Here is a 23,154-nt window from a genome sequence, read left to right as displayed (position 1 = left end):
TATCTTACTTTGTTTGCTTGTCAGATCAAGTCTAAACTATTACACATAATCAGACATTTATCACTTAATCGTCCTATATATAAACGTACAGCCTGCTATGGACATTTCGGTAAAAAGCTAGAAAATGATGGTGGATTTTCTTGGGAAGGTGTGGAACTATCTACAGATTTTTGTAGAGAATTTAATATAGAAGATAAAAGTAAAGCTGCTTTAAAGTTTTGATTTATAGCTCGATACTGATATAATAACTTATTATTAGTGTAAGTAGCTTTTTATACTAATTCTAGCAGCTTTTATATTTATGAGGTTTATACAATGTCTAACAAACCGAAAGAAGAGTTTTACGATATTGCTATAAGAGAATCATCCGATCTTATTGAAAAAATAAAAGGACATCCTTTCAATGTTGAGTTGATGAATAATACGCTAGATTATGAAAAGTTCAAATTTTATCTTCAGCAGGATTTTTTGTATGTAGTAGACTGCACTCGTGCTTTATTGATTATTGCAGCTAAATTTAATGACGTTGAAATAATGAATAAACTAGTTTGTGTAGCTGTGGGTACTTTTGCCACACGAGATTACTATAGAGAACATTTTGCAGATTGCGATTTGTCTGATAGCCACAAAAAGTCGAAGTCTTGCTCAGCTTTTACTAACTTCTTTGTACGTGTTGCACATCACAATTCTGTTGCTGAAGGTTTAGCAGCTTCTTACCCGTGCTTTTGTATATATCAAATAGTTGTACGTCATATTGCGAAAGGTAAAACTGTTGCTGATAACAAATATCAAAAATGGATAGATTTTTTTAACTCTGATGCAGCAAATACCATGATTGATGATGTAACTAACATTATGAACAGTCTATATAAAAAATCCAATGATAATGAGCAAAGGAATATGTTAGAATTCTTTCGTAGTGGGATGCAGCTTGAAATGGAATTTTGGAATGAGATATATTATAATGCAGGTCGCGACTTAGAATCTAATATAGAGTTACTCGTGTCAGAACCTTGATTTTGAGTGTTTTGCATGTTTAGTAATATAATTAAGAATTGCTATGGATCAAATCTTTTAAGAGATTTAACTAATCATCCTTTTAATGTTGAGTTGATGGAAGGTACTTTAAATATAGAGAACTTTAAATTCTATATCCAGCAAGACACGTTGTTTTTAGACGATTACATTCGTACCATATTGATTATTGCGTCCAGAATAGAAGATTGTAGTAATGTAATTCCACTTGCCAAAGTAGCGCAAGGGTCAATAGCTGTTAATAAGTTCTTGTGTGATCACTACTTTACTATATACGGTGTGAGACGCGGAAAAAAATCTCCTGTATGTTTTAATTTTACCAATTTTCTTTTATCTGTCTCATATAGTGATATCTATGAAACTGTAACAGTTTTATATTCTTGCATGTTTATATACAAAACTGTTACTGATAGTATGAAAAGTGGGTTCAAGGAAAATAACAGGTATAAGGATTGGTTTGATTTTTATAGTGGTAGTTTAATGGAGTATGGGTGCACTACTTTAGAACATATTGTTGATGAGTATTGCCAAAAAGTAGGAGAAAAAGAAAGAAGTAGAATGCTTGAGTTATTTAGGATAAGCGCACAATTTGAGTTAGATTTTTGGAATAGCGCATATAATTTTTCAGAATTTGATCGAGATTTTAAGAAATATTGACAATTTTAAGCTAATTTGTATGCTTGGTACGTATTTTTGAAGATGATATGAAAAGTAAAGGACATGATTTTCATTTAGTAGACCCAAGTCCCTGGCCAATTGCTATATCAGTAGCAATTCTTGTTCTTGCACTTGGGTTAGTTGGTGTATTTCATAAACAAACTTCTGGAATATTTGGTTTAGTTTTAGGAATCTCTGCAGTATCAGGTGTACTGTTTTATTGGTGGAGAGATGTAATAAGAGAAGCAATTTATGATAAATGCCATACTGCCATTGTAAAACATGGACTCAAGCTTGCAATGTACTTATTTATCCTCTCGGAAGTTGTGTTTTTTATAGCGTTCTTTTGTTCATTCTTTAAAGCCTGGCTTGATCCGGTTTTTTTATTTGAAGCGTTTTCTCCTACAAAAAAAGTTGAATGGCCCCCTGAAGGGATTTTACCACCGGATCCGTGGTCGTTACCATTTATGAATACACTAATATTATTGCTTTCTGGTACAACAATTACTTCAGCACATCATTTTTTACTTGAAAATGATAAAAAAAGCATGATTAAAATGCTGTCTATAACTATATTGCTTGGGATGTTCTTTATAATAGTGCAAGCAATTGAGTATTATGAAGCAAGTTTTTCTCTACAAGAAGCGGGAGAGAAACTTATCTATACATCCAACTTTTACATGATTACTGGTTTTCATTGTGTGCATGTTATAATAGGTATAATATTTTTGTCAGTATGTTTATTTAGAGCTCGAAAAGATCAATTTACACCTCAAGATCACTTATGCTTTGAGTTTGCTTCTTGGTATTGGCACTTTGTCGATCTAGTCTGGATATTTTTATTTCTGTTTATTTATTGGTTAAGCCTTTATTAAGTGATTAAAATAATAGGCCTAGATCCAGGGATGAGTAAGACTGGTTGGGCCATTATTAGACTGGAAGAAAAGAATAATATTAAATTTTTGGGTGGCGGTACCATATCAACTGATGGTAAATTGGGTGTAGGTGAACGTCTACATATAATTTTTGAACAATTAAAGAAAGTAATTTTCCTATACTCTCCAAATGAAGCTGCTGTGGAAAAAATTTTTATTAATAAGAATCCAAAATCTTCGCTAACTTTAGGATATGCAAGAGCAATTGCAATTTTAATATTACGAATGACGGATTTACCCATGAATGAATATGATGCAAACTATATAAAAAAGAGCATTACTGGAAATGGTCATGCTGATAAGGGTCAGATTATATTTATGGTCAAGCAAATAGTTAAAAGCTCAAATATAAAATGTCACCATACTGCTGATGCTCTTGCTACAGCAATTTGTCATGCTTATACGAGAAATTTTTGTTTTATTGAGTAGTTTTACATGAATTCAGTTTAAAAAACTATTTGATGGCGTTTATCTTATCTAATGTTTGTTGTAGAATAATACATGCAGCAATTTTATCATCTATTTTTTTTGATTTTGTGATTGATATTCCAGTAATTTTTAGTGCGTGAGTTGCAAGAGATGTTGATAGACTTTCGTCTTGTAGGTATATGTGTACTTTGCATTTTTTTATTATTTTATTTGCAAACTGGATTATTACTTTGCACCATTCGGTCTCTTGTTCATCTATTGTGAATGGTAGTCCTATTACCATTGATCCAGCTTCATTTTCTTTAAGCACTCTATTTAGATAACCTAAATCTTTGCTCATATTTCTTCTATAATATATACTATGAGCTGTAGCTATAAGCTGTGTTTTATCACTAAATGCTATGCCTATTTGTTTTTCTCCCATATCAAGGCACATTATACGTTTATCTCTTGGAATAGACTTTAGAAATTCATCTGGATTTCTATGTAGCATCTATGAAAACATAACTTTTGTACAATTGTATTTTTGTGACAGTAAGTTATGTACAGTCTACTGGCATGATAGACATTCATCATAATTAATATCTGTTTTTTGTTGCAATATTTCACTTTTTTTGAATATGTCATGTGAGACCTTGTCAGCTCTCTGCATTGATTGTGATCTGCAATAATACAAGCTTTTTAATCCTTTTTTCCAAGCAAGCATATGTATTTTGTGTAAGTAACGTTTATGCACATTGGCAGGTAAGAACAGATTTACTGATTGAGATTGACAAATATAAGGAGTTCTATCACTTGCATGTTCTATGATCCATTGTTGATCAAGTTCGTATGCTGTTTTAAATGTCAGTTTTTCATGCTTGCTAAGAAAATCTAAATGCTGAACAGAACCCTCATTTGTTGAAATTGAGGACCATGTTTCATCATTGTCTTGATTTTTTTCTGCTAGTAGTTTTTGCAAGAATTTATTTCGTACTACAAATGAACCTGTAAGTGTCTTCTGTATAAATACGTTTGCTGCATACGGCTCTATTCCAGGAGAAGTGTTGCCTGCGATAATCGAAATTGAGGCAGTTGGAGCAATAGCGAGCTTATGTGTAAACCTTTCCATTAGATCGATTTCTTTAGCGTCAAGACATGGCCCTTTTTCTTCTGCTAATTTTTTAGAAACTACATCTGCTTGCTCGCGCAAATGCTTAAATACTTTTTTATTCCATTGTTGGGCTGTTACTGATTCAAAAGGAACCATTTTACTTTGTAAAAATGAATGAAAACCCATCACGCCAAGACCGATACTACGCTCTCTTATTGCGGAATATTTTGCTCGCTGTATTTCATTTGGTGCTTGGTTTATGAAATCCTCTAATACATTATCAAGAAAACGCATTATATCTTCTATGAAAAGCTCATTATCTTTCCATTCTTCGTAGTATTCAAGATTTACGGATGATAAACAACATACAGCAGTGCGCGACTTGTTCAGGTGATCGTAACCTGTAGTTAAAGTTATTTCACTGCATAGGTTTGACATTTTGATATCTAAATTGAGCTTTTTGTAAGGTTCTGGTTTATTGTTATTTGTTGCATTAAGAAAGATAATATAAGGTTCTCCAGTTTCAATTCTTGCTGTTAATATTTTAATCCATATATCCCGTGCTTTTACTGTTGAAATAACTTTATTGTTATGAGGGCTTATTAAATCCCATTCTTGATCATCTTCAACAGCTTGCATAAACTTATCTGTTACTATTACAGCATGATGTATATTTAATGCTTTGCGATTTGGGTCACCACCAGTTGGCTTACGTAAATCTAGAAACTCTTCTATTTCTGGATGCCATACAGGAAGATAAACTGCTGAGCTTCCTCTTCTTAAGGATCCTTGGCTGATTGCAAGCGTCAGAGCGTTTTGTACTACGATAAATGGCACAATTCCTGATGTTTTACCGCTACCTTTGACACTTTCACCAATTGAACGTAAATTTCCCCAATAACTACCTATTCCACCACCACGTGCAGCGAGCCAAACATTTTCATTCCATAGATCAACTATTCCCTTCAAGCTATCTTCAGTTTCATTAAGAAAGCAGGAAATAGGCAATCCTCTTTTGGTACCGCCGTTACTAAGTATTGGTGTTGAAGGCATGAACCACAAGTTGCTCATGTAATCATAAAGACGTTGTGCATGTTTTCTATCATCAGAATAGTAATTAGCAATACGTATAAAGAGATCTTGATAACTTTCATTTTCTATTAAATACCTATCCAATAGAACTGCTTTTCCAAAATCGGTTAATTTACTATCTTTTGCGTAATTAATAGTAATGTAATTCATAAGGCTCCTTTTATGATAATATAGAAATTTATTTGAGCGATTTCTCGATTAAGTTGTTGAATTTGTTTGTGGATGTTGTAATGCAAATAAGATACCATCAACCTGACTGCCATATATTTTACAGTAACTCATTTGACTTATTTGCATATTTGTTTCTTTTGCAACATGCTGAATATAATCTTCTGAATGACGAAAATAATCTCCTTTGTTTACAAAGTCAATACCTTTACCTTCCTTTCTTCTTACTAAACATACAATAACCCCTTTTTTGTTTGTCAATCCTTTTGCTAGTTCCAATTCTGCTAGAAAATCATGTAGATAGTGTAGCACTTCAGCAAAGATAATTACATCATACTGCTGGTTCTTCTCTTGTTTAAGAAACTCTTTCATTTCTGTATGTATTAACTCATCGTAAACAGGTTTACCTTTTATAAGGCATCCTCTTGCAATATTGAGCATTCTATTTGAGATGTCAACTCCTGTTATGCGACTTCTAATATTACTTATTTTTAGGAAGTGACCACATATTCCAGTACCGCAACCAAGGTCGAGTATATTCAGTTTAGAAGTGGAGTTGTTAAAGACTTTTGTAATTATCATGTGTACTAGTTCATGCCCTCTGTATTGTTTGGCAATTAGCCAATGCTCAACAAAATATTCACCTGTGTAATCAAAATATTGTTTTATGAGATTTTCAGGCAATTCTACGATATCTGATGTGTTTGTTATTTTTTTTAAGTAGTAAGAAGCTTCTTTGTGACTATTATCTAATTTTAGTGTCTTTGTTAAATAATTATAAGCTTTATTAGTATTTCCTACTGCAAAATGACATCTTCCAATATTATAACAGACTAGAGGTAAATTGGGGTAGAATATGCTAATTAACCAAAATCTTAACTTTGCATCTGATATATTACCTTTATAGAAGTGATATAACCCGATTTCAATGTTGGTATTTAACAGGTTTTTAGATTTTTCAAGAAACACTACAATTTCTTTATGGAGAGTATTGTATTTATCCATAATGAAATTTTTTACTTTTTTAATATTTAATAAGCCAGTGAGCTTAGATATACAATTTAAAGCAAAGTTTTTTATAAAAGATAGATTACTTTTCATACATTAGAAATACTCCAAATGTTCATTTTCATTTTTAGGTAACTAATTTTAACACATTTTATCTTACAAAATATCTTTTTCATTAATTTTTCTGTACATATCAATTTGTCGAATATTTCTCAGATTGTACTGTTTAAGATTGCTGGTATATTGTTGTTGATAATAATAGGTAAATGTTTTGTGTAAAAAGGCGTTGACATATGATTTATCAGATTGTAACATATAAAAGATTAGTTTTTAGATGTTTGAAAAGTTTTATGGTAGAGATTATTTAATCTCAATTCAATTGTAAGTTAATATTTAACTCTGCATATTCTACATATAGTCAGATAAATAAATTATTAAGAGCACTTGATGGATGCCTTGGCGTTAAGAGGCGATGAAGGACGTGGCAGGCTGCGATAAGCTGTGGGAAATTGTCAACAAATTTTGATCCGCAGATTTCCGAATGGGGAAACCCAACTAGCTTAGCTAGTTATTATATACTAAGTATATAAAGCAAACTTGGTGAACTGAAATATCTAAGTAGCCAAAGGAAAAGAAATCAACCGAGATTCTGTTAGTAGTGACGAGCGAAAGCGGAAAAGGCTAGTGATTTAAAAATAAGAATTAGAATACTCTGGAAATGGTAACCATAGGAGGTGATAGTCCTGTATAAATAGAAAGTTTTTAAATCCTTGAGTAGAGCGGGGCACGTGAAATCCTGTTTGAATATGGGGGGACCATCCTCCAAGCCTAAATACTCCTTAACGACCGATAGTGAACAAGTACCGTGAGGGAAAGGTGAAAAGAACCCCGGGAGGGGAGTGAAATAGAATCTGAAATCAAGTGCTTACAAACAGTTGGAGCTCTATATCAATTTATTGATATTTAGAGTGACAGCGTACCTTTTGCATAATGGGTCAGCGAGTTAATCTATGAAGCAAGCTTAAGCCGGTAGGTGTAGGCGTAGCGAAAGCAAGTCTGAATAGGGCGTTTAGTTTTATGGATTAGGCCCGAAACCAAGTGATCTAGTCATGACCAGATTGAAGGTATGGTAAAACATACTGAAGGATCGAACCAGTTAATGTTGCAACATTATTGGATGAGTTGTGATTAGGGGTGAAAGGCCAATCAAACTTGGAAATAGCTGGTTCTCCGCGAAATCTATTTAGGTAGAGCGTTGTATGTATGTTGTTGGGGGTAGAGCACTGGATAGACTAGGGGGATTCATCATCTTACCAAATCTAACCAAACTCCGAATACCAACAATTAATTATACAGCAGACACACTACGGGTGCTAAGTCCGTGGTGGAAAGGGAAACAGCCCAGATCACTATCTAAGGTCCCAAAATTACAGCTAAGTGGGGAAGGAAGTGGAAAAACCATTACAGCTAGGAGGTTGGCTTGGAAGCAGCCATCCTTTAAAGAAAGCGTAACAGCTCACTTGTCTAAATAAGTTTTTCTGCACCGAAAATGTACCGGGGCTAAAGCTGTATACCGAAGATGTGGGTGCTTATTAATTTCGATTAATAGGCGCGGTAGCGGAGCGTTCCGTAAGTCTGTGAAGGCGGTTTGTGAAAACTGCTGGAGATATCGGAAGTGAGAATGCTGACATAAGTAGCGTAAAAGAGTGTGAAAAACACTCTCACCAAAAATCTAAGGGTTCCTACGTTAAGTTAATCTGCGTAGGGTTAGTCGGTTCCTAAGGCGAGTCCGTAAAGGAGTAGTCGATGGCAATTAGGTTAATATTCCTAAACCTCTTAAGTGTGACGGGTTTTGTATTTGTATAGGTCTTATTGGATTGATCTATGCTTAAAAGAAGCTCCAGGAAATAGCACTTATATTTATGAGGCCGTACCGTAAACCGACACTGGTGGATGAGTAGAGTATACTAAGGTGTTGAAAGAATGATGTTGAAGGAACTCGGCAAATTATACCTGTAACTTCGGAAGAAGGGTAACCTGCTTTTAGGCAACTATGAGTAGGTGGCACAAAATAGGGAGTAGCGACTGTTTACTAAAAACACAGGACTCTGCAAACACGTAAGTGGAAGTATAGGGTCTGACGCCTGCCCGGTGCTGGAAGGTTAATAGGAGGGGTGCAAGCTCTGAATTGAAGCCCCAGTAAACGGCGGCCGTAACACTGACGGTCCTAAGGTAGCGAAATTCCTTGTCGGGTAAGTTCCGACCCGCACGAATGGCGTAACGATTTCTCCACTGTCTCCAACATCACTTCAGCGAAATTGAATTCCCCGTGCAGATGCGGGGTACCCGCGGTTAGACGAAGAGACCCCGTGCACCTTTACTATAGCTTTACATTGCTATTAAAAGTGTGATGTGCAGGATAGGTGGGAGACTTTGAAGTTATGGCGCTAGCTATAATGGAGTCAACCTTGAGATACCACCCTTTACACTTTTGATATCTAACTATGTTTCATTATCTGGAACTAGGACATTGTATGGTGGGTAGTTTGACTGGGGCGGTCGCCTCCTAAAAAGTAACGGAGGCGTGCGAAGGTAAGCTAGAGCTGGTCGGAAATCAGCTTGATAGTACAATGGCATAAGCTTGCCTGACTGCGAGGCTGACAAGCCAAGCAGAGACGAAAGTCGGTCATAGTGATCCGGTGATTCTGTATGGAAGGGTCATCGCTCAACGGATAAAAGGTACGCCGGGGATAACAGGCTGATGGTGTTCGAGAGTTCATATCGACGACACCGTTTGGCACCTCGATGTCGACTCATCACATCCTGGGGCTGGAGAAGGTCCCAAGGGTTCGGCTGTTCGCCGATTAAAGTGTTACGTGAGTTGGGTTTAGAACGTCGTGAGACAGTTCGGTTTCTATCTGCCGTGGGTGAAGGAAATTTGAGAAGATCTGACTCTAGTACGAGAGGACCGAGATGGATATACCTCTGGTGTACCAGCTGTTATGCCAATAGCATCGCTGGGTAGCTATGTATAGATGGGATAATTGCTGAAAGCATATAAGCAAGAAACCCTCTTCAAAAAGATTTCCCAATTAAGGCCGTGGAAGACTACCACGTTGATAGGCTAGGTGTGGAAGCATGGTAACATGTGAAGCTAACTAGTACTAATAGCCTGATTGATTTATTTCCTTTCTATATGTGTATATGCAGTGTTAAATATTAAATTGAAATTTGTTAAGTCAGAAATTTTTATTGACTTGGTGACTATAGCAAAAATGAACCACCCGATCTCATTTCGAACTCGGAAGTGAAACTTTTTAGCGCCGATGATACTTAAAAAGGGAAAGTAGGTCGTTGCCAAGTTTATAAAAATTTCTTTTTATTTATATCTGTTCAGTAGAGCGATGAAACAAGGTAAACATAGAGTAGCTGTGAGGTAATATAACTGATCTTTTAGAATTTTGCGAAAACTTTAAAATAAAAGTAGAAAATTTAAAAGTAGAATTTGTCACCTATTTGCAAATGAGGAGGAGAGATAGCAACATTTAACAAATCATCAAACAATTGATCTTCCGAAAATCAAACTTTATATAATTGAATATTAATTAAGTTGTTGGAGATGAGGAGAAAGAAGAAGTAGCAAACTACCAAAAAGCAGATACATTTGGTCCAATAGTTAGGTGATAATTGTAGCACTCAGTGGATTTTATAAAAATTCAAAACGTGAAAATTATAAGTGATGTTTTTAATGTGAATTGAAAGCGTATCAAATAGTGAATATAGAATTCCCTCAAAATGCAAAAAGGTGTATGAGCAAATCGAATAAGAAAAGTGAGGTTTTGCGCATCAACGTGTTATAATAAAGGTAAACTTGGTTAGTGCTGAAGCAATACTGCAAGTTTTAAAGGGAAAGAAGATTTAAAAGACAGTGTATGTTGCAATCGTAATAGTCGCTGACAGGTACTTTGAAACATAGCTGGACTATTGAAGTTAAAATTCTGGGCTGTTACTTAAAAAACGCATCCACTGAATTATTTATGCTAAAAAAAGCTTTATTAAAAAATGAAACAGAAGTGTAAGAAAGTTGCAAAACGTATAAGGTATTACTTGAAGCTACCTATCTGAAGCAACTGGAGCTTTTCAAGTTGCGAAAAATATTTTAAAATCTGAAAGAATGATGTGAAATTTTTTAAGTAAACCAGAAAGTATTCCACTATCGCGCTGAACAGCAAATTAGGCATTATATCATTTACTGTAAAAGCTCATATTTTACGTAATCAGAGCTAGGAATTTGAAAGGATAATTTCATTATACTTAACATGGAAACAAAGAGAACTATACAATCCCCTGCCTATCGTTTCTTGAACCACTCCCTTGAACGGGTACTTTTACTTTTATCAAACTATTCTCTTATTGTAATAAGTTGCTTCTATATTTAAATTTAGCAACTTCCCTCTAGGATTATCCTTATTTTGTTCTAAGTATTGGCTTTGTTCAAATGCCATTCCCCATTGTGTACGATAGCTAGACTTTCTATATTCATAAAAACTCTCTTCAGCATTATTTGTATCGAGCTTTTTATCTTCTTTTCTTATACTCTCTACCATCAAGCACCCACATCTATTAATTTATTTTAAAAAGTTTACTTATCTTATCATAAAAAATATATCTGTAAATACTTTAGTGAAAATTTCTTCTTATTTTATCTTTCTTTAAGCAAATATTGAGGTCTTTTTGTAAATTTTTATAGCCTGCTTGCATAATGTTTTTATGGGTTAGTATTATGTAATAGTATCCTACATTACTTATATTAGAAATGCTAACTTTAGCTAGCATTCGTAATTGCCTTTTTATTTTATTTCTTTTTGCTGCTTTTCCGACTTTTTTACTGATAGCCAGACCTACTCTAATAACATGAATATACTTTTCAGGTTCTCTTTCTTTTATAGCATATAGTGATATATATACCCCTCGATAAAAAAGACTGTCAGGTGCTAATCTGTTTTTAAAAGCAAAGGAAAACTCTTTTTTTTTATGCTTACTATGCGCATAATTTATTACACCCTAATGAGCGACGCTTATTAAGAATTTTTCTTCCAGCTTTTGTTGACATACGTGAACGAAATCCATGTTTGTGCTTTTTTTTTAAATTTTTTGGTTGAAATGTTCTTTTCATTGTTTTTATATTAATATAACTATTTATTTTAAATTATTTTTCTCTATTGTCAAATAATGGTCAACTTCTATGGCATTCTTGTTGAATAAAATTTGATATATGGAAAAATGAATTTAATTATAGGCGTACCTGTTTTACTAATCCTTTTATTTTGTTTGAGTAAGTTTCAAGCAGTAAGTAAAGTTAAGTCTTATATATATTTGAGTTGTATGTGGATGCTACCTTGTTTGTTAGCATTCTATGATGGTTATTTTATAACTTCTATTTCTATAGCGTTACTTTTTTTTATGCTGATTTTTATCTTTAAAGGTAAAAGAAATAAGATGGTAAAATTTTTGTTATTTATGGCTTTAGCAATATCACTTTTTATCACTTTATTTATAATGCTATCTATTTTTGTTCAGTCCATTTCTTTTTTTAATAAAGTAGCTATTTCAGAATTCTTATTTTGCTTAAAATGGAAGCATAATGTAGCTATTATTGGTGAAGGAGAGGTGGGGTGTTTTGGTATAGCGCCACTTTTAGTGGGGACATTACTTATAACTATTGTAGCAATGTTAGTTGCGGTGCCGCTTGGTTTATTTTCTGCAATATATATTAGTGAGTATGCGAGTGAAAAAGTGCGTTATGTTATTAATACAGCCTTACAGGTTTTGTCTGCTATTCCTACTGTTGTATATGGATACTTCTCAGTTGTATTTTTGTCTTTTTTTATAAAGCAGGTAGCGAATTTTTTTAATCTAAGTATACACTCAGAAAGTGCTTTGATTGCTGGTTTATCGACTGGAATAATGATTCTTCCTTTTATTATTTCTTTGCTTGAAGATGCTATAAGATCTGTTCCAAAAAGTTTACGTTATGGTTTTATGGCGCTTGGCGCAACACCAGCGGAAACTATATGGCATATAACAATACCTTATGCAATGCCTACAATTTTAAGTGCAGTTTTATTATCAATTTCAAGGGTGATAGGTGAAACAATGATTGTACTAATGGCTGTGGGAATCAATGCAAATTTGACCTTTAATCCTCTCAATTCAGTTACTACTATCACTGTACAAATTGCTACATTACTTACCGGAGATCAGGATTTCAATAGTGTGCAAACTCTTGCTGCTTATGCGCTTAGTTTGGTGCTGTTTGTTATTACTTGGCTATTGAATGCATTTGCACTATTTATAATGAAACGTAACTAGTAAGTGTTTTAATATTGCAAAATTTCTGTTAATAATATAAGATTTATTTTTTAGAAGTTCTTTTATAGAATTATAGTGTTAGGTGATGAAAGAGATGAATATAGGTAGAACGGTTAAGATAACTCAAGCAGTTGTTGATCTAAAATTTGAAGGCGAGTTACCTAAGATATTTAATGCTTTGAAAAGCAAACTAAAATGTAAGGGCAAGGAGCTAGTTTTAGAGGTTTCACAACATATAGGTGACAATATAGTTCGTTGCATTGCTATGGATAGCACAGATGGTATGTCAAGAGGTGATGAGTTTGTTGATACAGGTGCACCAATATCAGTTCCGGTTGGGCGCTCAACTTTAGGAAGGATTTTTAATGTTGTAGGAGAGCTTATAGATGAGTGTGGTCCTTTAAAAGGAAAGTATAATTTAGAACCTATACATAGATCACCTCCAAGTTTTACCGAGCAGAAGATACAGGAAGAGGTTTTAGTTACAGGAATAAAGGTTATAGATCTTCTTGCTCCTTATCTTAAAGGAGGAAAAATTGGCTTATTTGGTGGAGCTGGTGTTGGTAAAACAGTTCTGATAATGGAGCTGATTAACAACATAGCAAAAGCTCATAAAGGATTTTCTGTGTTTGCTGGAGTAGGAGAGAGAACGCGTGAAGGTAATGATCTTTATAACGAGATGATTACTTCGAATGTAATAGATATAAATGAGCACGAAAAATCTCAAGCCGTTTTGGTTTATGGTCAAATGAATGAACCTCCTGGAGCAAGGGCTAGGGTTGCTTTAACAGCACTAACTATGGCGGAGTATTTTCGTGATCATGAAAATCAAGATGTTCTATTTTTTGTAGATAATATCTTCCGTTTTACTCAAGCTGGCTCTGAAATTTCTGCTTTGCTTGGAAGAATACCGTCGGCTGTTGGTTATCAGCCAACTCTTGCGACTGATATGGGCGCTATGCAAGAGAGAATAGCCTCAACTACTGCTGGTTCTATTACTTCTGTACAGGCTATATATGTTCCTGCAGACGATTTGACCGATCCAGCTCCAGCAACGACATTCTCTCATCTTGATGCAACCACAGTGTTGTCAAGGCAGATAGCTGAAATGGGTATATATCCTGCTGTTGATCCACTTGACTCAACTTCTCAGTCTTTATCTGCTGAAATCATTGGTGAAGAGCATTATAATGTGGCTTCTGAAGTGAAACGTATATTGCAAACTTATAAGTCGCTGCAAGATATTATCGCAATACTTGGTATGGATGAACTATCTGATGAAGATAAAATTATTGTTGATAGAGCTCGTAAAATTCAGAAGTTTCTTTCTCAACCTTTTCATGTTGCGGAGGTATTTACTGGCATGTCTGGCAAATTTGTTTCACTTTCTGATACTATTTCTAGTTTTAAAGGAATTATTGAAGGTAAATATGATCACCTGCCAGAAGCTGCTTTTTATATGGTGGGAAGTATAAGTGAAGCAATAGAAAAGGCTGAATCAATAAAAGCTGAAGTTGGAGCCGGACATTAAAGATTATGAACACTTTTAAGGTGCAATTTTTTTCTCCTGATAATCGAATTTCATTCGATGAAGTGGTTTCGCTTTCAGTGAATGGGCTTGAAGGAGAGCTAGTGATTTTAGCTTACCATTCTCCTTACTTAATTTATTTATTGCCTGGTATAATTACTGTTCAAATGAGTAACCAGACAAAGGAAAAAGTTGTAATTGATAATGGTATATTAGAGGTTGCAAATAATAATTGTAGCATTATAACGAATCAAATTCAGGTTTTTGATCATTTGACTCATGATGAGGAATCATTAAAAAATAAGAGAGTTGGTATATATTTAAGTTATCTTGATGTCAAATCTCTTTAGGGGCTCTTTTTGTGTTCAAGAAATGAGTTTACTCTTGTCATTCCCACTTCAAGTAGCTGACACACAACTGTACGAACATTATGGTTCAGGGAAGATGTCATTCCAGTATCTTCCTTCTTGTCATCCCAGTGCGTGACACTGGGATCCAGATATAAAAAGTATTTGCAAATTATGCAGTAAACAATAGTTCTTAAGGACATATGTCAAAAACAATGTCCAAAAACTAGATCCCAGTGTCACGCACTGGCATGACATTGTTTATTATGTGCCGTATTGCAATGTTCGTACAGCTATGTGTTACACTACTCGGATGACAAGAGGGGCTACTTGAATAAAGAAGCCGCTGGTCTCATGTGCATCTTTAAACATTTCCACGCTGACTTTGGCTACACACCTTTGAGGGACTGCTGATTAAGTCTAGAAGTGAATTACAGTGATCGCTATGAAATGCGCTATCAAGGCTTAAAGACCTAGATTTTTTTTCTGAATCATCAATTTTCTCTGTAAGCTGGTAAAACATTTTTGAATTATTATCAAAAACTTCCTTTTTATTAACAAGTACTTGATCAATTACTGGACTTAACAGTTCTACTTGGCTATTTAAGTATTGCACTGTACCGTTTAGCTCTTTTCTTTCTCCAGTTATTCTTTCAATTTCCAGAGCTTTATTTCCAATTATTTCTGTCAAGTGCTCATTACATTCTTCCAATTCTTTAATCTTTGTCAGTAATTGATTCTCTTTTGTTTCTTCTCTCTTCTGCGACAACTGTTGCTTATACTTCTTAATTTGCTCATCTTTAAGCTCTACCTTGTTCTTTAACTCTTCATATTCCTGCTTTAGCTGATCTACCTCTTGTTTATAAGATTCCAGATTTGTGTTGTACTTATCATCTAAGCGTAGAATTGTAAATTTTAAATTCTGTATATCTTTCCAATTTTCATTTAATATATCTTCTGCTTCCTCTTCCGCTTTTTTAAACTGTTTCAATTTATCTTCCAGTTTTTCATTTTTTGCATTAGCAATTGTTAACTTTTTCTCTAGATCTTTCTTTCCTTCATGTGCACTTTCAAGTTCTTGTATTTTCTCTTGCAGCTCTGTTGATATATTTTCTAGCTTCTCATCTTTTTGTGTTAGTCCAATTTGCAATTTTACGTTTTTTTGCTTTTCTTCTTCAAGTTTATTCTGTAAATCACTATTGCACTTCTCTAATTCTTCAATTTCTTGTTTAGCCTCCATGAGTTCCTGTTCTGATTTTTTTTGCTTTATTATGCAATTACTTAACAGCTGGTCTAATTCCTCTTGCAATTTTCTTACCTCACTTGTCAACTCTTCTTTTTCTGCATTAGCAACTTCCAGCTTTTTCTTCAGGTCTTTCTTTTCTTCATATGCACCTTCAAGTTCTTGCGCTCTTTCTTGCAGCTCTGTTGACATATTTGCTAGCTTTTCATTTTTTTGTGTCAGTTCAGCTTGCAATTTTGCATTTTTTTGCTTTTCTTCTCCAAGTTCATTCTGTAAATCACTATTATGCTTTTCAAATTCTTGCTTGGCCTCTTCGAGCCTATGATGTAAATTGTTCCTCAGTTCATTTAATTCTCTAATTTCTTGCTCAGCTTTTGTAAGCTTTTGATCTAGTTGTTGTGAATTAACTTCTGTTTGAGTTGCAATTGCCTGAGTTGCAATCTGCTGTGGATTAACCTCTGATACATTGTTGCTAGTGAAAGAAAGAATAGGATTGCTTTTAGCATCATTTTCAAGATCTTTCATCTTTTCGTCTTGATTGATTACGATATGTTCGTTATTTTGCAGATTACTAACAGCCGGTGCAATGTTAGCATTTTTGTTCTTTTTCAATAATGCTTTTACAGCGTCATGTAGAGAGAGACCTTGAATATATAATTCTTCATTTTGTCTTATTAATTCCAAAAACTCCTCAGGTGGCGATTCAAAATCTTTACCATTAAACTGTAGTACTTTAGTTATACCAGAATTACTTACATTCATAACCATAGTACAGGTAAAAGTTTTCCCATCCTTGTCCTGCACAGGCCAAGTGCTTGTCATTTCATAATATGCACCCTCTTTAAATTCATAATGTCTTTCCTTACCTTTTCGGTAAGCGTATATGTCATGCTTTTTATCGCAATAGATATTCAATGTGCTAATATCCCTTTCTTGCTGTAAGATATCACTAATTCTTATTGGCTCACTTCTATTGTAATTAATAAGATTAATGTTTAACACTTTATCAGAATTGTTAGTTTCTACATAAAAAGCTCGAAGGTCTATGTCTTTGTCTCTAAAATACTTACTTACAGCTTTTTTTGCCTGATTTGCTAATTCTATAAAGTTTTTTTTAAAGCTCTTGTTGAAAGATAGATCTATATATGCTTGCTTAAAATTTTCATCATTTGTTAAATCCATGAGCAAGTCATAAACCTCCCATTTTTCCTGACAATGTTCTTCTAAAACAGTAATGCTATTTTTTCTTTTCAGCTCTGCTAATATGTTTTTCAATGTCGGGAAATTTGTTGACATAGTATACCCCTTATTACTATTGTTCTGATAATATATTTACTTTAGGAGTGATTAACTCCTTTTATATTAACCTTTTTAGTTGAATTTAATTGCGAGCGTTAAACTCGAACTTAGTCATCTTGTTTATTGTTCCTCACTACCTATTTGTGTTACTATACTAATAGTAGCACTAAGTTTTAGGCTATGCAAGAATTTCTATTGAACGTAAAGCTAGTAAACTTCAGAAATTGGTTATGCTAATTTTGTTAATAAAATGCAACCAATTAAGGAAAGCGCTATACTGTGTCTCAGTGCAATATTTTCTTTCCTAACGGACTGAAAATTGAGTTGAGTTAAAAATCCGATTTTATTTAATACTTTTCAAAGATGACAATATTTTGTAAAAATAGGTTTTTAATAGGACAATAATATGGAAATTTTTCTTGATAGTGTTGATTTGAATGAAATTAAGGAGCTAAAAGAGTTCATTGATGGTATAACAACTAATCCTTCTTTAATAGCAAAATCTGGACATAAAGATAAGTACGAAGATTTAGTAAGCGAAATATGTTCTATTATAAAAGGACCTGTTAGTGTTGAAGTTGTTGCAGATAGCCATGAAGATATGGTTAAGGAAGGCCTTAAGTTAGCGAAAATCGCTAGTAATATCGTAGTAAAGTTACCCCTTACACATGAAGGATTAATTTCTTGTAAAAAGTTGTGGACAGAACATAAAATACCTGCTAATATCACATTATGTTTTTCTCCTGGACAAGCACTGTTTGCCGCTAAGGCCGGTGCTTGTTTTATTTCTCCCTTTGTTGGTCGCCTTGATGATATAAGCTATGATGGCTTATCGCTAATAGAAGATATATGCACTATATATTCTAATTATAATTTTAAGACAAAAGTTCTTGTTGCATCAGTAAGAAGTCCAGCACATGTAATAGAAGCTGCACGGCTCGGTGCTCATTCAATTACTGTGCCAGCAAAAATACTTAGACAGTTAATTAATCATCCACTTACTGATCAAGGGCTCGCAATATTTGAAAAAGACTGGGGCGTAAAACAATAAATGACATTGCTAAAAAAGACATAAAAACACAATAATTTATATAAAAAGGACATAGGTACCATCTGTCCTTTAAAGACATGTAGGTCAATGATATGCGTAATTCAGTGTTTTAAACATGATAGTCCTCCACTAATAAAAAAGATTGAGAAAAATGTATACAGCTACGACCGAAGTATAGCTAAAATATATTTTAACTGAAGATTATAGATTAATTGAATTGAAAAGTCTGCAGACGAAGATAGATTCCGAGCTCTAGAACACCTTCACTGTGCATGGTAACAAAACTATTAGAGTTTGTCAAGTAATTTTTTATCGTAATTTTACGAACGTGCCATGCCAGTAATTATATCTAGTTAAATTTGTAAAGTAATACAGTGTTTTCGATAGTTATAAAAAAGCTGGATTTCAGTACTGGAGTAACATTTTGGAAATTGGGATGAAAAGAGGGAAAGTACTGGTTTGAAATTAAGTTTTCTGGATTCCAGTGCTGGAATGACAAGAGAGGAGCTCCAGGTACAGCTGTTACCTATAGAATGGCAGTACTAGAATGATAACAAACTGAATGACATATTTAATCTATATACAGATGTACATCACGCACCGATTTCCATTCAAGGTAATGTCATTCCAGCATTGGAATCCAGTTAGATTTGCGAGTATAAAAGTAATACAACATTTTTGATGATGGAAGCCATTACTAGGATAACAAGAAAGGAAGTGCTGATTTCAGTGTTTATACGTTAGCCATGCATCTAAAAATTTATAAACAAAAGATTACACTTCACAACTTTGTGATGGAATAAGTTTTTCAATGCTGTTGACGCAAAACTCAGTTGTATTATTAGCTATTTCATCGAATTTATCATTTATATCCTTACCTATTTTTTCATCTTTAATATATTCATACAGAGCTAAAATAGCTATAGTTGAACATATTGCGATGAAACCAACTTTTGCTGTAATAAGTAATGATATCCCACCTGCAAGTATGGACACTGCTCCAATAGCTAGGTTTATAATTTTATTTTGTGTTGATTGATTCTCTTTATCCTCTAAAACGTTTGATATTGCTTTTGAGGCAATTTTTATTGCTATTGCTGTAGTTGAGATTATAACAAACATCATAGCTATTTTTGCTAAGAGAAAAATTGATGGTAGCATTATTACAAGAAACAGTGAAGCACCTCCTATAAATAACCATTTCTCATTTATTTTTTTAGACTGATCTGTATTATTAGGCATTGCAACCCTCCACTTTCATTAACAGTTTATTCATATAATATGAAACATGCGATAGTCAAGATGTTTTTGTGTGGAGAAGCTTGCGATTGAGTTTTGAAGAGCTTTAGCTTTACAAGATGGTAGATTTGGTGATTATCGTAAGATTCTTGCAGTCATTTTAGTGGGAAGAATTTGTAAAATATGAAAAAATAACCGCCAGAAAATTGGAAACGCTATAACTTTCTTTCCTTTAAATATACTTTTTAAAATATATGCTGCAGCTTTTTCTGGCTCCCATATGAAGGGAAGTGGTTTATTAGACTTAAACATATCTGTTTTTACTGGCCCTGGCATTATGGTGATAAACTTTGTGCTACTGTTAGCATGTTGGATTTTTAGTGATTGAAAACAACTTTTTAGTGCTGCTTTGCTGGCACAGTATGCAGAAGCATGTGGTGTTGCATGCATAGCAACAAGAGAAGATATAACCGCAAAAGTTGCCAAGGAATTATGATGAATCCATTCTTCAATCCAGTTGATAACGCCAAAATAATTGGTTTCAAATGTTTTTCTATGAATGTTGGTATGAAACTTATCTTCTATTTCGCCACATCCTGCATTAAGAAAAAAGAGATTTGGTATAATATTTTGCTTTTTTAAAAAATCAGACGAGTTTTTAATATTTTCACTTTTGCTTACATCACATGTTATAGGTAAAAAATTACTACCTAATTCTTCTTTTAATTTTTCCAGTTTTTCAGTGCGCCTTGCAATGCCAACCACAAACCATCCATCTTTAATGAGCAACCGTGCTAGACTTTCTCCAATGCCAGATGATGCTCCTGTAATGAGACAAGTTTTTCTATCCATGTGAATTTACATAACGTGAAGTATGAATGTAATGACTATTGCCTATTCACACAAGTTAAGTTTGCTATAATTTTGCTAAATAATAAAAAAAGAAAGCTACTTATAATTTTGAATTTTATATAAACTTAAAGGGAAGTTTAGTATTTGCTTACTTGTAATTTATCTTATATAATATTTTAAATGAGTTGAGAGAATTAAATGCAGGATGCAGCTTTAGTTTTACAAGATGGCAAGTGCTTTTTGGGAAAATCGGTAGGTAAAAGAGGCAAATGTATAGGTGAAGTTTGTTTTACCACTGGTATGACAGGTTATCAGCATACTATAACCGATCCTTCTTTTGCTGATCAAATAATAGCGTTCACTTTTCCTCATATTGGTAATGTTGGAATAAATCACAAAGATAATGAAGGAGAAAAAGTTTTTGCAAGTGGTGTGGTTATGCGTGAACTTTCTCCTATGTCTCACTCTTCTTCATATATTAGTTTAAATGATTGGTTGGAGAAAAATAATGTAGTTGGGATATCGGGAATTGATACTAGAGCTTTGACGAGATATTTGAGAAAACATGGATCTCAAAATGGAATGATATGTCCGTCAAGTGAGGCACATATATTAGATGAATTGAAGAAATACAAATCTGTAAATGGAATAGAAATAACTAAGAAAGTCAGTTTAAGTAATAACTTTCAAAGCGCTCTTAATGCAAAATATAGGATTGTAATTGTTGATTTCGGTATAAAAAATAGTATAATCTCACGCTTAGTAGAACTTGATTGTACGGTTGAATTAGTCAAACCAGATACAGGTTTTGCTCACAAAATATTAAGCATGAATCCAGATGGTATAGTGCTTTCAAATGGCCCTGGTGATCCACAAGAGATAGGAGAGAGTGTAATTTCAGAAATAGAAATTATTGTGAAATCTAAAATACCAGTTTTTGGCATATGCCTGGGCCATCAATTACTTGCAGTTACTTTGGGAGCAAAGACTGTCAAGATGGATATTGGTCATCGAGGGAGTAATCATCCAGTTTATGATCTGGAGAGTAAAAAAGTTGAGATAACTAGCCAAAATCATGGTTTTGTTGTTGATTCAGCTTCTCTTCCAAGTAACGTTGAAGTTACTCATATTTCTCTATTTGATAATAGTGTAGAGGGGATAATGATGAAGGATTACCCAGTCTTTTCTACTCAATACCATCCAGAAGAAGCGCCAGGTACACATGATTCACATTATTTATTTGGGCGTTTTATTGACAATATTTTGTTATATAAAAGTAAAATCTAACTGATTTCAGTTAGATTAGCTTTTATTACTTGATCTTTTGGATTTGGATGTTTAATATTAGGAATAATAAAACTTAAGTTAAGGTAGTGTTCTCTTAACAGATTTTTGTGGAGGAGTGACCGAGTGGTTAAAGGTAACAGACTGTAAATCTGTCCGCATTGCGTACGTAGGTTCGAATCCTACCTCCTCCATTGTGCGGGTATAGCTCAATGGTAGAGCTCTAGCCTTCCAAGCTAGTGACGTGGGTTCGATTCCCACTATCCGCTCTTTTTTTGTTGTATTTATATAAAATCAACATATTATTTATTGATGTATTTGTATTTTAGGTAGAAGAGTTAAGATTATGACAGCGATAGTAGAAGCATTTGGAAAGCCGCATGTAAACGTGGGAACGATAGGACATGTGGATCATGGGAAGACAACGTTAACAGCGGCGATAACAAAGCATTATGGTAATTTTGTAGCATATGATCAAATAGATAAAGCGCCAGAAGAAAGAAAGAGAGGTATAACAATAGCAACAGCGCATGTTGAATATCAAACAGAAAAGAGACACTATGCACACGTTGATTGCCCTGGACATGCTGATTATGTAAAGAATATGATAGTAGGTGCAGCACAGATGGATGCAGCGATATTGGTAGTGTCAGGGGTTGATGGGCCGATGCCACAAACGAGAGAGCATATATTGCTGGCAAAACAGGTGGGTGTTGGATATATCGTGGTATATATAAATAAAGCTGATGTTGCTGATGCTGATATGATAGATTTGGTAGAAATGGAAGTGAGAGAGTTGCTGAGTAAGTATGGATTTCCAGGTGATGAAGTGCCTGTGATAGTTGGGTCTGCGTTAAAAGCATTAGAGGATGATAGTAGTGAGTATGGAAAGAAATCAATAGATAAATTGATGGAGAAGTTAGATGAGTATGTGGCAGTACCTCCAAGGCCTGTAGATTTGCCGTTTTTGTTGCCAATAGAAGATGTATTTTCAATATCGGGCCGAGGGACGGTAGTAACAGGAAGAATAGAGAAGGGGGAGATAAAGGCAGGGGATGAGATAGAGATAATAGGTCTGAAAGCGACGCAAAAGACGATATGTACTGGTGTTGAGATGTTTAAGAAGTTGCTAGATAAGGGAAGTGCAGGACTCAATGTAGGAATACTACTAAGAGGAACAAAGAGAGAAGAAGTGGAGAGAGGGCAAGTATTGGCAAAACCAGGGACAATAACCCCGCATAAGAAATTTAATGCGGAGGTGTATATATTGAAGAAAGAAGAAGGAGGAAGGCATACACCATTTTTTGGAAATTATCAGCCACAGTTTTATTTAAGGACAACGGATGTAACTGGGAGCATAAAATTGCTAGATGGAAAGGAGATGGTAATGCCAGGGGACAATGTAAGTATAGAAGTGGAGTTGCAAGTACCAATAGCAATGGATAAAGGATTACGTTTTGCGATAAGAGAAGGTGGTAGAACTGTTGGTTCTGGCGTTGTTTCGGAAATTTTAGAATGAGTA

20 protein-coding genes, 2 tRNA genes, 2 rRNA genes and 1 pseudogene are annotated in these 23,154 nt (G+C 34.2%); 16 read left to right on the top strand and 9 right to left on the bottom strand.

Going from position 1 to position 23,154, the window contains the following annotated elements; all coding sequences use genetic code 11:
- The 5 genes from JR053_RS00865 to ruvC all read left to right on the top strand — a co-directional run.
- Window positions 1–222: methionine adenosyltransferase domain-containing protein (locus tag JR053_RS00865; protein WP_416603246.1), on the top strand; the 222-nt coding region annotated here is incomplete at its 5' end.
- A gap of 93 nt (window positions 223–315) precedes the next feature.
- The gene (locus JR053_RS00860; protein ID WP_416603244.1) at window positions 316–1,017 is read left to right on the top strand and encodes a TenA family protein; all 702 of its coding nucleotides are present in this window, start codon (window positions 316–318) and stop codon (window positions 1,015–1,017) included.
- Window positions 1,018–1,032: 15 nt separating this feature from the next.
- On the top strand, window positions 1,033–1,692 hold the full coding sequence (locus JR053_RS00855; protein ID WP_139686591.1) for a TenA family protein: 660 nt from the start codon (window positions 1,033–1,035) through the stop codon (window positions 1,690–1,692).
- 47 nt (window positions 1,693–1,739) lie between these two features.
- Window positions 1,740–2,567: a cytochrome c oxidase subunit 3 gene (locus tag JR053_RS00850; protein ID WP_029237660.1), complete on the top strand. Its 828-nt coding sequence runs from the start codon at window positions 1,740–1,742 to the stop codon at window positions 2,565–2,567.
- A complete protein-coding gene (ruvC, locus tag JR053_RS00845; protein ID WP_010404586.1) occupies window positions 2,568–3,056 on the top strand; it encodes a crossover junction endodeoxyribonuclease RuvC in 489 nt (162 codons plus the stop codon). It abuts the gene before it with no gap.
- Window positions 3,057–3,081: 25 nt separating this feature from the next.
- On the opposite strand, the gene ruvX is transcribed toward ruvC, so the two are convergent.
- The 3 genes from ruvX to JR053_RS00830 are packed head-to-tail and all read right to left on the bottom strand — an operon-like array spanning window position 3,082 to window position 6,510.
- Entirely contained in the window at window positions 3,082–3,549 is a 468-nt protein-coding gene (ruvX, locus tag JR053_RS00840) for a Holliday junction resolvase RuvX (protein WP_010404588.1), read from the bottom strand.
- A gap of 57 nt (window positions 3,550–3,606) precedes the next feature.
- Window positions 3,607–5,391, bottom strand: a complete 1,785-nt coding sequence (locus tag JR053_RS00835; RefSeq protein ID WP_010404591.1) for a ribonucleoside-diphosphate reductase subunit alpha — start codon at window positions 5,389–5,391, stop codon at window positions 3,607–3,609.
- 48 nt (window positions 5,392–5,439) lie between these two features.
- Window positions 5,440–6,510, bottom strand: a complete 1,071-nt coding sequence (locus tag JR053_RS00830) for a class I SAM-dependent DNA methyltransferase (RefSeq protein WP_010404595.1) — start codon at window positions 6,508–6,510, stop codon at window positions 5,440–5,442.
- Between the two features lie 331 nt (window positions 6,511–6,841).
- Between JR053_RS00830 and JR053_RS00825 the strand changes: the two genes are divergently transcribed.
- The 3 genes and pseudogenes from JR053_RS00825 to JR053_RS00815 form a co-directional block, all read left to right on the top strand.
- Window positions 6,842–9,606: ribosomal RNA gene (locus JR053_RS00825) — 23S ribosomal RNA — on the top strand.
- Between the two features lie 67 nt (window positions 9,607–9,673).
- Window positions 9,674–9,780 (top strand): 5S ribosomal RNA (gene rrf / locus JR053_RS00820).
- Between the two features lie 191 nt (window positions 9,781–9,971).
- A pseudogene (locus JR053_RS00815) lies at window positions 9,972–10,782 on the top strand (IS66 family transposase); the annotation flags it as partial.
- A gap of 32 nt (window positions 10,783–10,814) precedes the next feature.
- Here JR053_RS00815 and JR053_RS00810 read toward each other — a convergent pair.
- From JR053_RS00810 to rpmH, 3 genes are all read right to left on the bottom strand, one after another.
- Window positions 10,815–11,024 (bottom strand): hypothetical protein, encoded by a 210-nt coding sequence (locus JR053_RS00810; protein ID WP_264374615.1) that lies wholly within the window; start codon window positions 11,022–11,024, stop codon window positions 10,815–10,817.
- 73 nt (window positions 11,025–11,097) lie between these two features.
- Window positions 11,098–11,475: a ribonuclease P protein component gene (gene rnpA, locus JR053_RS00805; protein WP_080589533.1), complete on the bottom strand. Its 378-nt coding sequence runs from the start codon at window positions 11,473–11,475 to the stop codon at window positions 11,098–11,100.
- Window positions 11,459–11,593, bottom strand: coding sequence for a 50S ribosomal protein L34 (gene rpmH / locus JR053_RS00800; protein ID WP_010404613.1), 135 nt, complete (start codon window positions 11,591–11,593; stop codon window positions 11,459–11,461). The genes rnpA and rpmH overlap by 17 nt, the downstream gene beginning before the upstream one ends.
- Window positions 11,594–11,700: 107 nt before the next feature.
- Here rpmH and pstC point away from each other — a divergent pair, with 107 nt between their 5' ends.
- The 3 genes from pstC to JR053_RS00785 all read left to right on the top strand — a co-directional run bounded on the left by pstC (window position 11,701) and on the right by JR053_RS00785 (window position 14,667).
- Complete coding sequence (pstC, locus tag JR053_RS00795; RefSeq protein WP_010404615.1) at window positions 11,701–12,789, top strand: phosphate ABC transporter permease subunit PstC; 1,089 nt, start codon at window positions 11,701–11,703, stop codon at window positions 12,787–12,789.
- A 94-nt stretch (window positions 12,790–12,883) separates the two neighbouring features.
- The gene (gene atpD / locus JR053_RS00790; protein ID WP_029237661.1) at window positions 12,884–14,320 is read left to right on the top strand and encodes a F0F1 ATP synthase subunit beta; all 1,437 of its coding nucleotides are present in this window, start codon (window positions 12,884–12,886) and stop codon (window positions 14,318–14,320) included.
- A gap of 5 nt (window positions 14,321–14,325) precedes the next feature.
- Window positions 14,326–14,667, top strand: a complete 342-nt coding sequence (locus JR053_RS00785; RefSeq protein WP_010404622.1) for a F0F1 ATP synthase subunit delta/epsilon — start codon at window positions 14,326–14,328, stop codon at window positions 14,665–14,667.
- 361 nt (window positions 14,668–15,028) lie between these two features.
- On the opposite strand, the gene JR053_RS00780 is transcribed toward JR053_RS00785, so the two are convergent.
- On the bottom strand, window positions 15,029–17,203 hold the full coding sequence (locus tag JR053_RS00780; protein ID WP_416603238.1) for a hypothetical protein: 2,175 nt from the start codon (window positions 17,201–17,203) through the stop codon (window positions 15,029–15,031).
- Window positions 17,204–17,612: 409 nt separating this feature from the next.
- Here JR053_RS00780 and fsa point away from each other — a divergent pair, with 409 nt between their 5' ends.
- Window positions 17,613–18,257 (top strand): fructose-6-phosphate aldolase, encoded by a 645-nt coding sequence (gene fsa, locus JR053_RS00775; RefSeq protein ID WP_007302527.1) that lies wholly within the window; start codon window positions 17,613–17,615, stop codon window positions 18,255–18,257.
- Between the two features lie 774 nt (window positions 18,258–19,031).
- Here the strand turns inward: fsa and JR053_RS00770 are convergent.
- Complete coding sequence (locus tag JR053_RS00770) at window positions 19,032–19,499, bottom strand: hypothetical protein (RefSeq protein WP_010407187.1); 468 nt, start codon at window positions 19,497–19,499, stop codon at window positions 19,032–19,034.
- 132 nt (window positions 19,500–19,631) lie between these two features.
- A complete protein-coding gene (locus JR053_RS00765) occupies window positions 19,632–20,348 on the bottom strand; it encodes an SDR family NAD(P)-dependent oxidoreductase (RefSeq protein WP_010407189.1) in 717 nt (238 codons plus the stop codon).
- Window positions 20,349–20,546: 198 nt separating this feature from the next.
- On the opposite strand from JR053_RS00765, the gene carA reads away from it, so the two are divergent.
- The 4 genes from carA to tuf all read left to right on the top strand — a co-directional run bounded on the left by carA (window position 20,547) and on the right by tuf (window position 23,151).
- Window positions 20,547–21,635: a glutamine-hydrolyzing carbamoyl-phosphate synthase small subunit gene (carA, locus tag JR053_RS00760; protein ID WP_010407192.1), complete on the top strand. Its 1,089-nt coding sequence runs from the start codon at window positions 20,547–20,549 to the stop codon at window positions 21,633–21,635.
- Window positions 21,636–21,744: 109 nt separating this feature from the next.
- Window positions 21,745–21,826, top strand: a tRNA-Tyr gene (locus JR053_RS00755).
- A 4-nt stretch (window positions 21,827–21,830) separates the two neighbouring features.
- Window positions 21,831–21,901, top strand: a tRNA-Gly gene (locus JR053_RS00750).
- A 77-nt stretch (window positions 21,902–21,978) separates the two neighbouring features.
- Window positions 21,979–23,151 (top strand): elongation factor Tu, encoded by a 1,173-nt coding sequence (tuf, locus tag JR053_RS00745; protein WP_010406834.1) that lies wholly within the window; start codon window positions 21,979–21,981, stop codon window positions 23,149–23,151.
- The last annotated feature ends 3 nt before the right edge of the window (window positions 23,152–23,154 follow it).

The sequence above is a fragment of the Wolbachia endosymbiont of Nasonia vitripennis genome (assembly GCF_048054115.1).
GTDB lineage: Bacteria > Pseudomonadota > Alphaproteobacteria > Rickettsiales > Anaplasmataceae > Wolbachia.
The sequence above is the reverse complement of the archived record's forward strand: the minus strand, read 5'-3'. Positions and strand labels throughout refer to the sequence as shown.

Excerpts from the sequence above, each read along its gene's own strand:
- JR053_RS00850 (WP_029237660.1), top strand. The coding sequence starts at position 1,740 with ATGAAAAGTAAAGGACATGATTTTCATTTAGTAGACCCAAGTCCCTGG.
- JR053_RS00855 (WP_139686591.1), top strand. The coding sequence starts at position 1,033 with ATGTTTAGTAATATAATTAAGAATTGCTATGGATCAAATCTTTTAAGA.
- atpD (WP_029237661.1), top strand. The coding sequence starts at position 12,884 with ATGAATATAGGTAGAACGGTTAAGATAACTCAAGCAGTTGTTGATCTA.
- tuf (WP_010406834.1), top strand. The coding sequence starts at position 21,979 with ATGACAGCGATAGTAGAAGCATTTGGAAAGCCGCATGTAAACGTGGGA.
- ruvX (WP_010404588.1), bottom strand. The coding sequence starts at position 3,549 with ATGCTACATAGAAATCCAGATGAATTTCTAAAGTCTATTCCAAGAGAT.
- carA (WP_010407192.1), top strand. The coding sequence starts at position 20,547 with ATGCAGGATGCAGCTTTAGTTTTACAAGATGGCAAGTGCTTTTTGGGA.
- JR053_RS00785 (WP_010404622.1), top strand. The coding sequence starts at position 14,326 with ATGAACACTTTTAAGGTGCAATTTTTTTCTCCTGATAATCGAATTTCA.
- JR053_RS00770 (WP_010407187.1), bottom strand. The coding sequence starts at position 19,499 with ATGCCTAATAATACAGATCAGTCTAAAAAAATAAATGAGAAATGGTTA.
- JR053_RS00765 (WP_010407189.1), bottom strand. The coding sequence starts at position 20,348 with ATGGATAGAAAAACTTGTCTCATTACAGGAGCATCATCTGGCATTGGA.
- pstC (WP_010404615.1), top strand. The coding sequence starts at position 11,701 with ATGAATTTAATTATAGGCGTACCTGTTTTACTAATCCTTTTATTTTGT.
- JR053_RS00860 (WP_416603244.1), top strand. The coding sequence starts at position 316 with ATGTCTAACAAACCGAAAGAAGAGTTTTACGATATTGCTATAAGAGAA.
- JR053_RS00830 (WP_010404595.1), bottom strand. The coding sequence starts at position 6,510 with ATGAAAAGTAATCTATCTTTTATAAAAAACTTTGCTTTAAATTGTATA.
- fsa (WP_007302527.1), top strand. The coding sequence starts at position 17,613 with ATGGAAATTTTTCTTGATAGTGTTGATTTGAATGAAATTAAGGAGCTA.
- rpmH (WP_010404613.1), bottom strand. The coding sequence starts at position 11,593 with ATGAAAAGAACATTTCAACCAAAAAATTTAAAAAAAAAGCACAAACAT.
- JR053_RS00810 (WP_264374615.1), bottom strand. The coding sequence starts at position 11,024 with ATGGTAGAGAGTATAAGAAAAGAAGATAAAAAGCTCGATACAAATAAT.
- JR053_RS00780 (WP_416603238.1), bottom strand. The coding sequence starts at position 17,203 with ATGTCAACAAATTTCCCGACATTGAAAAACATATTAGCAGAGCTGAAA.
- JR053_RS00835 (WP_010404591.1), bottom strand. The coding sequence starts at position 5,391 with ATGAATTACATTACTATTAATTACGCAAAAGATAGTAAATTAACCGAT.